Consider the following 12971-nt stretch of genomic DNA (forward strand, 5'->3'; position numbering starts at 1 on the left):
CACAGCAGCGTAACGGGCACCTCACGGGCCCGGACTGGGCCAGGTACCAGACGGTAGGTAATCTTCTGCCCATGCGCGCTCTCCTTGTGGTCAATCCAGCTGCCACCACCACCAGTGCGCGCGTACGCGACGTGCTCATCCACGCCCTCGCCAGCGAGATGAAGCTGGAAGCGATCACCACCGAGTACCGGGGCCATGCCAGGGACCTCGGCCGCCGGGCGGCGGAGAGCAAGGACATCGACCTCGTCGTCGCTCTGGGTGGCGACGGCACGGTCAACGAGGTCGTCAACGGCCTCCTGCACCACGGTCCCGACCTGGACCGCCTGCCGGGCCTCGCGGTCGTCCCCGGCGGCTCCACCAATGTCTTCGCCCGCGCGCTGGGGCTGCCGAACGACGCCGTCGAGGCGACCGGGGCGATTCTGGATGCGCTCCGTGAGCGCCGTGAGCGCACCGTCAGTCTCGGTCTGGCGGCCGGTACACCCGGCACGGACGACGAAGGGGTTCCTTCGCGCTGGTTCACTTTCTGCGCGGGCCTCGGATTCGACGCGGGCGTAGTGGGACGGGTCGAACAGCAGCGGGAACGCGGGAAGCGTTCGACGCACGCGCTGTACGTACGCCAGGTCGTACGCCAGTTCCTGGACGAGCCCAACCGCCGGCACGGTCCGATCACCCTGGAGCGGCCCGGCGCGGACCCGGTCACCGACCTCGTCCTGTCCATAATCTGCAACACCTCCCCCTACACCTACCTGGGCAATCGCCCCATGTACGCCTCCCCCGAGGCCTCCTTCGAGACCGCGCTGGACGTGCTCTCGCTCTCGAAGCTCTCGCCCACCGCGGCGGCCCGCTACGGCACCCAGCTGCTCACTTCGACACCCGAACGCGGTCCGCACGGAAAGCACGCCGTTTCCCTGCACGACCTGACCGACTTCTCCTTGCATTCCAAGGTTCCACTGCCGTTTCAGATGGACGGCGACCACCTGGGACTGCGTACGAGCGTGACGTTCACAGGCGTACGCCGTGCACTGCGTGTGATTGTGTGAGTGGAAGGGCCGAAAGTCCTTTAACTCGAACGTTTGGGCTGAGCTCCACCCCATGGAAGTACGGCTGTGACCTAGCAGACACCGAGGAATCCAAAAAAACTTCTCGGAAGGGGTTGTATCCGCCGCCGAGGTTTGCGAATCTCTTCATGGCGCTCGGAACGGCCCGCACCATCGGCCCCCTGAAGCACCGGAACCCCTCTGCTAACCCGAAGGACGATGTCACGTCAAGTGACTTTCGGCACTTCACCTGTGGGGGGATTCGTGAAAGCGTTCACATTCACAAGCAACCCGCTTGTAACACCTAGGAGAGGTAGCAGCCATGGACTGGCGTCACAACGCCGTTTGTCGTGAGGAAGACCCGGAGCTGTTCTTCCCCATCGGCAACACCGGTCCCGCGCTGCTGCAGATCGAGGAAGCCAAGGCCGTCTGCCGCCGCTGCCCCGTCATGGAGCAGTGCCTGCAGTGGGCGCTCGAGTCCGGCCAGGACTCCGGCGTCTGGGGTGGCCTCAGCGAGGACGAGCGCCGCGCAATGAAGCGCCGTGCCGCTCGCAACCGGGCGCGCAACGCGACCGCCTGAACCACCCTGCTCCAAGCCTGAGCCTGGCGGCGCGCGTACACCGCGTACGCATCACCGCCGCCCTTGAGCCGCAGCGCGCAGTACCCGGAACGACACCAACAGCTTTGAGCCCCGTACCGATTCACTTCGGTCCGGGGCTCGCTGCTATTTCTGGGGCTTGACCGGGATGTCGAGGACGACCCTGGTGCCGCGCTCCGGCGCCGGGACCATGTCGAAGGAGCCGCCCAACTCGCCCTCCACGAGGGTCCGTACGATCTGCAGCCCCAGATTGCCGGCCCGCTGCGGGTCGAAGCCCTCGGGCAGTCCGCGGCCGTCGTCCTGGACGGTGATCAGCAGCCGGGCGTCCTCGCGGGTGCCTCCGCCGCGTACCGCCGAGACCTCGACCGTGCCGCGGTCCTGCTCCCCTTGCGGAAAGGCGTGCTCCAGGGCGTTCTGCAGAACTTCGGTCAGCACCATGGCGAGCGGGGTCGCGACTTCCGCGTCCAGTATTCCGAAGCGGCCCGTACGGCGGCAGTTGACCCGGCCCGGGGAGATTTCCGCGACCATCGCGATGACCCGGTCGGCGATCTCGTCGAATTCGACGCGCTCGTCGAGATTCTGCGAGAGCGTCTCGTGCACGATCGCGATCGAACCGACGCGGCGGACCGCCTCATTGAGCGCGTCCCTGCCCTGCTCGGAATCCATCCGCCGCGACTGCAGCCGCAACAGGGCGGCCACCGTCTGGAGGTTGTTCTTCACCCGGTGGTGGATTTCCCGGATGGTGGCGTCCTTGGTGATCAACTCGCGTTCGCGGCGGCGGAGTTCCGTGACGTCGCGGAGGAGCACGAGCGAACCGATCCGGCTCCCCTTGGGCGCGAGCGGGATGGCGCGGAGCTGAATGACGCCGCCGTTGCCCTCGACCTCGGTCTCGCGCGGGGCATAACCGCTGGCGAGTTTCTCCAGGGCCTCGTCCACCGGGCCCCGCGAGGGGGCGAGTTCGGCGGTGATCCTGCCCAGGTGCTGGCCGACGAGGTCGGAGGCGAGGCCCAGGCGGTGATAGGCGGAGAGGCCGTTGGGGCTGGCGTACTGGACGACGCCGTCCGCGTCCAGGCGGATCATTCCGTCACCCACGCGCGGCGATGCGTCCATGTCGACCTGCTGGCCGGGGAAGGGGAACGATCCTGCGGCGATCATCTGCGCCAGGTCCGAGGCCGACTGGAGGTAGGTGAGCTCCAGCCGGGAGGGGGTGCGGACGGTGAGCAGGTTCGTATTGCGCGCGATGACACCCAGGACGCGGCCTTCCCTGCGTACGGGAATCGACTCGACCCGGACAGGGACCTCCTCACGCCACTCGGGGTCGCCCTCGCGCACGATGCGGCCCTCGTCCAGGGCCGCGTCGAGCAGCGGCCTGCGACCGCGCGGGACGAGGTGGCCGACCATGTCGTCCTGGTACGAGGTGGGGCCCGTGTTGGGCCGCATCTGCGCCACGGACACATAGCGGGTCCCGTCCAGGGTGGGCACCCACAGGACGAGGTCGGCGAAGGACAGGTCGGAGAGCAGCTGCCACTCCGAGACCAGCAGATGGAGCCACTCGAGGTCGGTGTCACTCAGAGCGGTGTGCTGGCGTACGAGGTCGTTCATGGAGGGCACAGCTGCGAGCGTACCTGTCGAAAATAGGCCCGTCGCACGCATGGACAGCGGGGAATGGTCTAGTCCACAATGGCAGGCGAAGAAAGCTTCCGCTCTCCCCGCACAGGAGGGCGGAGACGAGGTACGCGGCGCTCTCTGCCCTGACTGCGCCAAGTCCTCCCCCTCGGCCGGCGGACCGCACATCCTCTGGTCGTTGCAGCTCCGGGCTGCGGTGTCGGCCGGACAGGCTGAGGGTCCTGTCCGATCCTGACGCCGTGGCCCGAAGTGTTTTCCGGCTGCCGGCCGTCACGGCCAGGCCAGCATCGCCATCGTCGCCACCCTCTCCAGCTCCTCCCTGGCCGCCCCGTCGCGCGCCTGTTGCGACATGCCCTGGAACACCGCGGCGACGTAGCGCGCCAGCGTCCCGCAGTCCGTGTCCAGCGGGAGCTCGCCGCGGTCGACGTCGGCTCGGATCGCCGCTTCGAAGCGGCCGATGTTGGTGTTGCGCATCGCGCGCAGGTCCTGCTCCACCTCCGGCGACGTGCAGTTGGTCGCGGCCGAGATCACCATGCAGCCCGGCGGGTGCCCGGGGTCGGTGAAGACCGCGGCCGCCTCGTGCAGCACGCGCGCGAAGGCCGCCCGGGCCGTGGGCTCCTCGTCGACCGCCGTGCCCGTGAAGGCCCCGTACGTCTGCCCGTACCCCTGCACGACCTCGTCGAAGAGCGCCTTCTTGTCGCCGAAGGCCGCGTACAGGCTGGGCGCTCCGATGCCCATCGCGCGCGTCAGGTCCGCGATGGAGGTCGCCTCGTAGCCGTGCTCCCAGAAGGCCATCGTGGCCTGCTCCAGGGCCGCCTCGCGGTCGAAGGAGCGGGGCCGGCCGCGCTGTTTCGTCGCCATGCCGTCGATTCTATAGCGTCCGCTAGAGAATCTGATACGGTTCTTTCTGTATCGACCGCTAGAGAAAAGAGGGGGCGTAGCCATGGGCACGCTGACGGGCAGGACGGCACTGGTCACGGGCGGCAGCCGGGGCATCGGGCGGGGCATCGCGGAGCGGCTCGCCGCGGACGGGGCGCGCGTCGCGGTGCACTACGGCTCCAACGAGGCGGCGGCCAAGGAGACCGTCGCGGCCATCGGGGCGGCGGGCGGCTCGGCCTTCGCGATCGGCCAGGAACTGGGCGTGCCGGGTGACGCCGCAGCGCTCTGGGAGGCCTTCGACCGGCAGACGGACGGCCGCCTGGACATCCTCGTGAACAACGCGGGGATCGGCGCATCGAGCGCCTTCGGCGCGATCGAGGAGGCCGAGTACGACCGGCTCTTCGCGGTGAACACCAAGGCGCCCTTCTTCCTGGCCCAGCTGGGCGCGGAACGGCTGCGGGACGGCGGCCGCGTCATCAACATCTCCACGGGCCTCTCGCGCGCGGCGCTGATGCCCGACGTGATCGCGTACGCCATGTCCAAGGCCGCCCTCGACATCTTCACCAAGTACCTGTCCAAGGTGGTCGGTTCACGCGGGATCACGGTCAACACCGTCGCCCCCGGCATCGTCGACACGGACATCAACGCGGGCTGGCTGCGCGGCAACGACGAGGCCTGGGCGCAGTCCGCGGCCCTGTCCGCGCTCGGCAAGGTCGGCACCGTGTCCGACATCGCGGACGTGGTCGCCTTCCTCGCCTCGGACGACGCGCGCTGGGTGACGGGCCACTGGATCGACGCGACGGGCGGCTCCCTCGCGTAGAGCCGGGGGTCAGCTGGTCTCGGTGACCTTCGCCAGGGCCCTGGGAGCGTCCGGATCCTGGCCGCGGGCGATCGTCACCTCGTACGCGAGAAGCTGCAGCGGGAGGATCTCCAGGAGCGGCTGGAGCTCCTCGGGCACACCCTCCGTCGGCAGTACGAAGCCCGCGGAGGCCGCGTCGACCTGCGACTTGGGGCCGATCACCACCAGGTCCGCGCCGCGTCCGCGCAGGCGGTCGAGCACCGGCTGGAGCGCCTCGCCGCCCGACCCGTCCGTGACGACCGCGATCACCGGCGAGACGTTGTCGACCATGGCGAGCGGGCCGTGGAGCAGGTCGGCGCCGGAGTAGGAGAGAGCGGGGATGTAGCTCGTCTCCATCATCTTGAGGGCGGCCTCCTTGGCCGTCGGATAGCCGTATCCGCGGGAAGTGATCACCATGCGTCCCGCGAAGCGGTAGCGGGCGGCGAGCAGCCGGATCTCGTCCTGACGGGCCAGCACCGCCTCGGTCAGTTCCGGCAGGTTCCGGGCGGCGGCTCCGTCGCCGCCGCGCAGCCCCTCGGCGAAGAGGTAGAGGGAGAGCAGGGACGCGGTGTACGTCTTGGTGGCGGGCAGCGCCTTCTCCGGGCCGGCCAGGACGTCGATGTGGTACTCGGAGACCGCGGCCAGAGGTGAGTCCGGGTTGTTCGTGACGGCGAGGGTGATCGCGCCCGCCTCGCGCGCCGCCCGGGTGGAGGCCACCAGGTCGGGCGAGCCGCCGGACTGGCTGACGACGACCACCAGGACGTCGCGCAGGTCGGGCCGGGCCCCGTACGCCGTCGTCGTGGACATGGAGGTCAGCCCGCAGGGCAGGCCGAGGCGGATCTCCAGCAGGTACTTGGCGTACAGCGCCGCATTGTCCGATGTGCCGCGTGCGGTCAGCAGGACGAAGCGCGGATGTCTGGCGTTGATGGCGTCCGCGACGGCGCGGATCCTCGGCGCCCCCTGGTCCAGGATCCGCCGCAGCACGGCCGGCTGCTCCGCGATCTCCGCGGACATGATCGTGCCAGGCTGCTCGGACATCGCGACTGCCTCCAGATGGGTGCCCCTGAATGGGTCCCGGGGGCCTTTCCAGTCGACCATGGGAGCAGACGCAACCGCCAGCCGGAGCGCGTCAGCTCTGTTAGATTGGTCTATACCACATTACGCTCCACCCTCCAGATCGGCAGGCCCAGCGTGGAAGTTGTCATCGTCCCGGACGCCAAGGCAGGCGGCGAACTCATCGCGGAGGCCATGGCCGCCCTGATCCGCCGCAAGCCCGACGCTCTGCTCGGCGTTGCCACCGGCTCTACCCCGCTGCCCATCTACGAGGCCTTGGCCGCCAAGGTCTCCTCCGGCGCCGTGAATGCCTCGACGGCGCGGATCTGCCAGCTCGACGAGTACGTCGGTCTGCCGCAGGGCCACCCCGAGTCGTACCGCTCCGTCGTTCTGCGCGAGGTCGTCGAGCCGCTCGGGCTGACCCCCTCGTCCTTCATGGGCCCCGACGGCTCCGCCGCCGATGTCCAGGCGGCCTGCGAGGCGTACGACAAGGACCTCGCGGACGCCGGCGGCGTCGACCTGCAGCTCCTGGGCATCGGCACGGACGGGCACATCGGCTTCAACGAGCCGTGCTCGTCGCTCTCTTCGCGCACCCGGATCAAGACGCTGACGAACCAGACGCGCGTGGACAACGCGCGCTTCTTCGACAACGACATCGACCAGGTCCCCCACCACGTCATCACCCAGGGCATCGGCACCATCCTGGAGGCCCGCCACCTGGTGCTCCTGGCCACGGGCGAGGGCAAGGCGGACGCGGTCGCGGCGACGGTCGAGGGACCGCTCTCCGCGCTGGTCCCGGCCTCGGCGCTGCAGCTGCACCGGCACGCGACGGTCGTCGTGGACGAGGCGGCGGCGTCGAAGCTGAAGCTGGCGGAGTACTTCCGCGCCACGTACGCGGCCAAGCCGGAGTGGCAGGGCCTGTAGGGGCACGCACGCGAAGGGGCCCGGACACCGCGATGGTGTCCGGGCCCCTTGTGCGTTCCCGTACGCGCTAGGAGGCGATGACCTCGGCCGCGGCCCGCCCGCACACCCGTGCCGCGCCGTGCGTGGCGATGTGCAGCGCTCCGCGCGCAGCCGCCTGCGGTACGCCCATCTCGACGACGACCGTGTCGGGCCTGGCGGCCAGCAGTGCGTCGAGCGCGGCTGCCATCCAGGGGTGGCGGTGCTCGTCGCGTACGACGGCGACGATGCGCCGCTCGCCGGCGGCGGCAAGCACCGAGTCCACGGCCGCGTCCGCGCCGAAGGTCCCGGTCTCCGTGCCCGGCAGCAGTGCGGCCAGCTCGGCGGCGACGCCCCAGGGGGTCTCGTCGCCCACGGCGATGTTGGCGACGGGCGTGAAGGCGGCCACGTACGGAGCCGACTCCAGCGCGGTGTGGGCCTCGGTCACCGTCACCTTGAGCGCACGGCGGGCCGCGATGAGCCCGATCTCGTCGCTGTTCTCGTTGCCGGGCGCGGTCCCCTCCTGCACTGCCGCGCCCGGCACCGATATCTCCCTGCTCTGGCGCGTCCACGCGGCGAGCGCGCGGACGCGTGCGGCGGCGTCGGCCAGCCGCTCTGCGGGAAGTTCACCACTGCGGACGGCTGCGACCAGCGCGTCGCGCAGTGAAAGGACGGTCTGCTCGTCGGCGAGTCCGCCGCCGACGCAGATCGCGTCGGCGCCGGCCGCGATGGCGAGGACGGAGCCGCGCTCGATGCCGTACACCGCGGCGATGGCCTGCATCTCCATGCCGTCGGTGACGATCAGCCCGTCATAACCGAGCTCCCCCCGGAGCAGCCCGGTGAGGATGTGGGGGCTGAGCGTCGCCGGACGCTCCGCGTCGAGGGCGGGCAGCAGGATGTGCGCGCTCATCACGGACTTGGTGTCCGCCGCGATGGCGGCCCTGAAGGGCACCAGTTCGCGGGCGTGCAGGGTCTCCATGTCCGCGTCGATGCGGGGCATCGCGTGGTGCGAGTCGACGGCGGTGTCGCCGTGGCCCGGGAAGTGCTTGGTGCAGGCGGCGACGCCGGCGGCCTGGAGGCCTTCGACGTACGCGGCCGTGTGCCGGGCCACCAGGGCGGTGTCGGCGCCGAAGGACCGTACGCCGATGACCGGGTTGCCCGGGTTGGAGTTGACGTCGGCGGACGGCGCCCAGTTGAGGTTGACGCCGCACTCGGCGAGCCTGCGGCCGAGCTCGTGGGCGACCAGACGGGTCAGATCCGGGTCGTCGACGGCGCCGAGCGCGAGATTGCCCGGGAAGGAGGAGCCGTTGCGGACCTCCAGGCGGGTGACATCGCCGCCCTCCTCGTCGATGGCGACGAGGATGTCCTCGCGTACATCCCTCAACTGCTGCGTCAGCGCGGCAAGTTGCTCGGGCGATTCGATGTTGCGGCCGAAGAGGCCGACGGAGGAGAGCCCTTCGTCGATCTGCCGCAGCAGCCACTCGGGCGCGGTGGTCCCGGTGAAGCCGGGCTGGAGGACGGCGAGGGCGTCGCGCGTCAGGGTGTCGGTGGAGCGTGCGATGGTCGTCATATGACGGCGTTATCCCTTCACGGCGCCGGAGGTGAGACCGCTGACCGCCTTGCGCTGCAGGTAGATGAAGAGGATCAGGATCGGTACGGCGAAGAGCGAGGAGGCGGCCATGGTCGCACCCCAGTCGTCGCCGAACGCCGTCTGGAACTGGGAGAGCCAGAGCGGAAGCGTCTGCGACTCGATGTCCTTGTTGAGGATGAGCACGAGCGGGAATTCGTTCCAGGCGGTGATGAAGCCGAAGAGCGAGGTGGCCATCAGGCCGGGGCCGAGCAGAGGGAAGATCACCTTGACGAAGGCCTGGGTCCGGGTGCAGCCGTCGACCATGGCCGACTCCTCCAACTCCTTGGGCACCGCGGCGACATAGCCGCGCAGCGTCAGGATCGTGAAGGGCAGCATCATCATCATGTAGAAGACGGTCAGCGGGACCAGGCTGTTGAGCATGTCGCTGTCGCGGACCAGCATGTAGACCGCGATGATCATGACCTCCCAGGGGGCCATCTGCGCGACCATGAAGGTCAGCAGCACTCCGCGCCGGCCCTTGAAGCGCATACGCGCCATGGCGAAGGACGCCAGCAGCGCGATGACCAGCGAGAGGACCACCGACACGATCGTGACGGTCAGCGAGTTGCGGACCAGGGTCCAGAAGTGGTCCGCGGCCATGGCCTTCTTGAAGTGATCAAGAGTGACATCGGTCGGGAACCACACCGGGGTGTCGGTGATGATGTCGCCGCTCGGCTTGAAGGCCGTGGAGAACATCCAGTAGACGGGGAAGGCGAAGCCCACGAAGAGGACGATCGCCGTAGCGTTGGGCCAGAAACGGCTGAACAGTGAGCGCCTCACAGTTCGTCCTCCTCTTGCTTGAGCACGATGCGCAGGTAGTAACCGGTGAGCACCAGCAGCACGATGATCGTCAGGAAGGAGATCGCCGCGCCCATCCCGAAGTGCTGGTTGCCCACGCCTTCGACGAAGGCGTACACCGGCAGGGTCTCGGTGAGCCGGTCGGGGCCGCCGCCGTTGATCGCGAAGATCTGGGCGAACGACTTGAAGATCCAGATCACTTCGAGGAACGTCGTGGCCAGCAGGAACGGCTTGAGGAACGGGAAGGTCACCGAGGTGAAGCTCTTCCAGGCCCCGGCGCCGTCGAGCGAGGCGGCCTCGTACAGCTCCTTGGGAATCGTCGTCGACGCCGCGTAGAGGTTGATCGCCACGAACGGGATCGACTGCCAGACGATCAGCAGGGTGACCACCGAGAAGGTGGAGAGCTGGCTGCCTGTCCAGTTGTAGTCGGCCATCGAGTGCCAGCCGAGGCTGTCGAGGACGTAGTTGACGACACCGAAGCGCTGGGCGAAGAGCCACTGGTAGACGGTGGTCGCGGCGATCATCGGCATGGCCCAGGCGAGCACGAGGCCCAGCAGGAGCAGCAGACGCATCTTCTTGCCGAGCCGCGCGAGCAGCAGGCCGACCAGACCGCCGATGAGCATGGTCAGGACAACGTTGGCGGCGGTGAAGAAGACCGTGCGTTCGGCAACCTTCCAGAAGTCCGAACCACCCAGGACTTCCTTGTAGTTGTCGACGCCGTTCCACTCGGTCAGGTGGAGGATCAGCTGGCGCGGGTTCAGGTTCTGGAACGACAGCATGCCGTTCTTGACCAGCGGCCAGCCCAACAGCACCGCAGTGGCGAGCAGCGCCGGCAGGAGGAGCAGATACGGGGTCCAGGCACCGGACCGCTTAGGGCGCGAAGCCTTATAGAGGCCACCGGGGGGCGTATCACCCTTGCGGACGCCTGGCACCGGGACTGCGCCCGACCTGTCCGCGTGTTCAGTCTGCACTGACATGCTCGCCATTTCTTTCTCGGCCGTACGGTCAAGGCTGCGCAGAAAAGCGCAGAGCGCCGGGGAGCGGAATCCCGCCCCCCGGCGCGTGCGATCAGTTCTTCTGCGAGAGACGCTTGTTGATCTCCGCCTCGACCGCCTTGGCGGCTTCGGCCGGGGACTTGCCGTTCAGAACCGCGGTCATGTAGCTCTTGATCGGGTTCGGGGCGTTCTCGACCGGGGCCCACTCGGGGATGAGCGGGGTGGTGCCACCGGACACGGCGCCCGCGGCGGCCGCGACACCGGCCGGGCTGGCCGAGAGGTTGGAGTTCAGCGACGTCTTGTTCGGGACGACACCGCTCTCCTTGGAGAGCGCGCCCTCGAACTGGTCGGAGAGGGCGAGCTTCAGGAACTCCTTGGCGAGGTCCTGCTTCTTGCTGCCCGCGGCGACGGCGAAGTTCGAGCCGCCGAGGAAGACACCCTCGGGCTTCTCGGCGGTCTCACCGGGGATGGTGAAGTAGCCGATGTCCTTCTCGATCTTCTTGTTGGCCGTGATGGCCGTGCCGGCTTCCCAGCCCATGCCGATGAAGGCACCGACGTTGCCCTTGGCGAAGACCTCGGCCTGCTGCGGGGTGGCCTCGTCCTTGTCCTTGGGGGCCTTGGAGTAGGAGGCGTACTTCTTGTACAGCTCCATGGCCGCGGAGACCTTGGGGTCGGAGAGGTTGGAGACGTACTTGTCGCCTTCCTTCTTGACGAGGTCCGCACCCTGGCCGATGGAGAGGCCGTCGAAGAAGTACCAGTTCTGGCCGGGCATGTAGAGCGGCTCGGCCTTGCCCTTGGCCTTGATCTTGTCGAGGTCCGCGAAGAACTCGGCGCGGGTCTTGGGGGTACCGGTGATGCCGGCGTCCGCCCAGACCTTCTTGTTGTAGAGGACGACGCGGTTGGCGAAGTACCACGGGGCGGCGTACTGCTTGCCGTCGTAGACCGAGGACGCGTTGAGCGACTCGCTCCAGTCGGCGCCGATCTCCTTCTTCAGGTCGCCCAGGTCGGCGAGGCCGCCCGTGGCCGCGTACGCCGGGGTCTGGGTGTTGCCGACCTCGATGACGTCCGGCGGAGTCGACTCCGAGAGAGCCGTCGTGATCTTCTGCTGGATTCCGTCCCACTTCTGGGTCTGGAACTTCAGCGTCGCGCCGGTCTTCTTCTGGAAGGCGGCGGTCAGGTCCTTGGTCCAGTTCGGAGGCGTGGAGCCGTCCATGGCCCACACGGTCAGGGTCTGACCCTTGAAGCTGTCCGCGCCGGCCTTCTTTGAACTGTCTTTGTCGCTGTCCGAGCCGCACGCAGCGATGCTGACCAACATGCCCGCAACGCCGATAGCCGCGATGAGCTTGCGCTTCACGACACCCTCCTCAGGGATGCAAGAGATTCCCCCCACCACCCGAGAACGCCGTTCCGCCGCAACAACCATGCGTCGTGTACTGCACGTGGGGCTGGGACCTGGTCTTTAATGGTTTAGACCAGTACCGGGAGCTTGGCCTAGACCTTTAGGGGTGTCAAGGGTGTATAAGAAGGCCTGTCGCGTCTGTTATCGGACCGACACCTGCGGGAGGCCGACGCCCTGACAGCGCACCGTGCCACCATGTGAGCCGCAACAGACGGAGGAGCCGGTGACGGCAGCAGCGCAGCACTCGGAGAGGCAGGCCATGGGCACTGACGGGGGCAGTACGGAGACTGAGGGCACGACGCCCGGGCGTACTGCGCGCGTGCCCAAGTACTACCGGCTCAAGAGGCATTTGCTCGACATGACCGAGACCCTCCCGCCCGGCACGCCCGTGCCGCCGGAGCGCACCCTGGCCGCCGAGTTCGACACCTCGCGCACGACCGTCCGACAGGCGCTGCAGGAGCTGGTCGTCGAGGGCCGCCTCGAGCGCATCCAGGGCAAGGGCACCTTCGTCGCGAAGCCCAAGGTCTCGCAGGCCCTCCAACTCACCTCGTACACCGAGGACATGAGGGCCCAGGGCCTGGAACCCACCTCGCAGCTCCTGGACATCGGCTACATCACCGCCGACGACAAGCTGGCCGGGCTGCTCGACATCACAGCCGGCGGCCGGGTCCTGCGGATCGAGCGCCTGCGCCTGGCGAGCGGCGAGCCGATGGCGATCGAGACCACCCACCTTTCGGCCAAGCGCTTCCCCGCGCTGCGCCGCTCCCTGGTGAAGTACACCTCGCTCTACACGGCCCTGGCCGAGGTCTACGACGTACGCCTCGCTGAGGCCGAGGAGACGATCGAGACCTCGCTCGCCACCCCGCGCGAGGCAGGCCTGCTCGGTACGGACGTGGGCCTGCCGATGCTGATGCTGTCGCGGCACTCGATCGACGAGCGGGGCGAGCCGGTGGAGTGGGTGCGCTCGGTCTACCGCGGCGACCGCTACAAGTTCGTCGCGACACTGCAGCGCCCCAACGGCTGACGCGGCCGGCCCCGCCGGGCACGGATGCGGACGGACCACCAGGAGTCGGACCCGGGAGCCGGGTTCGGCTCCTTTTCATGGGCTGTTGATGCCATTCCGATATGCGGACAGGGGTTCCGTCGGATGAGACCCCTCGCTTAGATTTCCTGCGCATT

The 12971-nt window shown here is 68.5% G+C and carries 12 protein-coding genes; 5 read left to right on the forward strand and 7 right to left on the reverse strand.

Translation table 11 applies throughout. The features are described from left to right. The first annotated feature begins 71 nt into the window (after positions 1-71). Entirely contained in the window at positions 72-1040 is a 969-nt protein-coding gene (locus AB0H78_RS18370; protein WP_363235451.1) for a diacylglycerol kinase family protein, read from the forward strand. 319 nt (positions 1041-1359) lie between these two features. Next, on the forward strand, positions 1360-1617 hold the full coding sequence (locus AB0H78_RS18375) for a WhiB family transcriptional regulator (protein ID WP_004937597.1): 258 nt from the start codon (positions 1360-1362) through the stop codon (positions 1615-1617). 144 nt (positions 1618-1761) lie between these two features. On the opposite strand, the gene AB0H78_RS18380 is transcribed toward AB0H78_RS18375, so the two are convergent. Beyond that, entirely contained in the window at positions 1762-3237 is a 1476-nt protein-coding gene (locus tag AB0H78_RS18380) for a PAS domain-containing sensor histidine kinase (protein WP_363235651.1), read from the reverse strand. A gap of 294 nt (positions 3238-3531) precedes the next feature. Beyond that, positions 3532-4122, reverse strand: a complete 591-nt coding sequence (locus AB0H78_RS18385) for a TetR/AcrR family transcriptional regulator (protein WP_363235452.1) — start codon at positions 4120-4122, stop codon at positions 3532-3534. An 82-nt stretch (positions 4123-4204) separates the two neighbouring features. Between AB0H78_RS18385 and AB0H78_RS18390 the strand changes: the two genes are divergently transcribed. Beyond that, on the forward strand, positions 4205-4960 hold the full coding sequence (locus tag AB0H78_RS18390; RefSeq protein WP_363235453.1) for an SDR family oxidoreductase: 756 nt from the start codon (positions 4205-4207) through the stop codon (positions 4958-4960). Positions 4961-4969: 9 nt separating this feature from the next. Here AB0H78_RS18390 and AB0H78_RS18395 read toward each other — a convergent pair whose 3' ends face one another. Then, positions 4970-6016: an SIS domain-containing protein gene (locus AB0H78_RS18395; RefSeq protein WP_363235454.1), complete on the reverse strand. Its 1047-nt coding sequence runs from the start codon at positions 6014-6016 to the stop codon at positions 4970-4972. A 153-nt stretch (positions 6017-6169) separates the two neighbouring features. Here AB0H78_RS18395 and nagB point away from each other — a divergent pair, with 153 nt between their 5' ends. Next, the gene (gene nagB / locus AB0H78_RS18400) at positions 6170-6955 is read left to right on the forward strand and encodes a glucosamine-6-phosphate deaminase (RefSeq protein ID WP_363235455.1); all 786 of its coding nucleotides are present in this window, start codon (positions 6170-6172) and stop codon (positions 6953-6955) included. A 67-nt stretch (positions 6956-7022) separates the two neighbouring features. Here nagB and AB0H78_RS18405 read toward each other — a convergent pair whose 3' ends face one another. The 4 genes from AB0H78_RS18405 to AB0H78_RS18420 all read right to left on the reverse strand — a co-directional run bounded on the left by AB0H78_RS18405 (position 7023) and on the right by AB0H78_RS18420 (position 11747). Continuing rightward, positions 7023-8540 carry a glycoside hydrolase family 3 protein gene (locus AB0H78_RS18405; RefSeq protein WP_363235457.1) on the reverse strand — a complete coding sequence of 506 codons (1518 nt, stop codon included), beginning with the start codon at positions 8538-8540 and terminating at the stop codon, positions 7023-7025. A gap of 9 nt (positions 8541-8549) precedes the next feature. Continuing rightward, positions 8550-9380: a carbohydrate ABC transporter permease gene (locus AB0H78_RS18410; RefSeq protein ID WP_363235458.1), complete on the reverse strand. Its 831-nt coding sequence runs from the start codon at positions 9378-9380 to the stop codon at positions 8550-8552. After that, positions 9377-10375 carry a sugar ABC transporter permease gene (locus AB0H78_RS18415; RefSeq protein WP_363235459.1) on the reverse strand — a complete coding sequence of 333 codons (999 nt, stop codon included), beginning with the start codon at positions 10373-10375 and terminating at the stop codon, positions 9377-9379. Before AB0H78_RS18415 ends, AB0H78_RS18410 begins: the two co-directional genes overlap by 4 nt. A gap of 91 nt (positions 10376-10466) precedes the next feature. Further along, positions 10467-11747, reverse strand: a complete 1281-nt coding sequence (locus tag AB0H78_RS18420; protein ID WP_363235460.1) for an extracellular solute-binding protein — start codon at positions 11745-11747, stop codon at positions 10467-10469. Between the two features lie 304 nt (positions 11748-12051). On the opposite strand from AB0H78_RS18420, the gene AB0H78_RS18425 reads away from it, so the two are divergent. Beyond that, on the forward strand, positions 12052-12816 hold the full coding sequence (locus AB0H78_RS18425) for a GntR family transcriptional regulator (RefSeq protein ID WP_363235461.1): 765 nt from the start codon (positions 12052-12054) through the stop codon (positions 12814-12816). Positions 12817-12971 lie beyond the last annotated feature (155 nt).

Source organism: Streptomyces sp. NPDC050738, from assembly GCF_040654175.1.
Taxonomy (GTDB): domain Bacteria; phylum Actinomycetota; class Actinomycetes; order Streptomycetales; family Streptomycetaceae; genus Streptomyces.

Coding starts and splice junctions, on each gene's coding strand:
- AB0H78_RS18415 (WP_363235459.1), bottom strand. CDS start 10,375: ATGTCAGTGCAGACTGAACACGCGGACAGGTCGGGCGCAGTCCCGGTG.
- AB0H78_RS18385 (WP_363235452.1), bottom strand. CDS start 4,122: ATGGCGACGAAACAGCGCGGCCGGCCCCGCTCCTTCGACCGCGAGGCG.
- AB0H78_RS18375 (WP_004937597.1), top strand. CDS start 1,360: ATGGACTGGCGTCACAACGCCGTTTGTCGTGAGGAAGACCCGGAGCTG.
- AB0H78_RS18395 (WP_363235454.1), bottom strand. CDS start 6,016: ATGTCCGAGCAGCCTGGCACGATCATGTCCGCGGAGATCGCGGAGCAG.
- AB0H78_RS18380 (WP_363235651.1), bottom strand. CDS start 3,237: ATGAACGACCTCGTACGCCAGCACACCGCTCTGAGTGACACCGACCTC.
- AB0H78_RS18405 (WP_363235457.1), bottom strand. CDS start 8,540: ATGACGACCATCGCACGCTCCACCGACACCCTGACGCGCGACGCCCTC.
- AB0H78_RS18425 (WP_363235461.1), top strand. CDS start 12,052: ATGGGCACTGACGGGGGCAGTACGGAGACTGAGGGCACGACGCCCGGG.
- AB0H78_RS18370 (WP_363235451.1), top strand. CDS start 72: ATGCGCGCTCTCCTTGTGGTCAATCCAGCTGCCACCACCACCAGTGCG.
- AB0H78_RS18390 (WP_363235453.1), top strand. CDS start 4,205: ATGGGCACGCTGACGGGCAGGACGGCACTGGTCACGGGCGGCAGCCGG.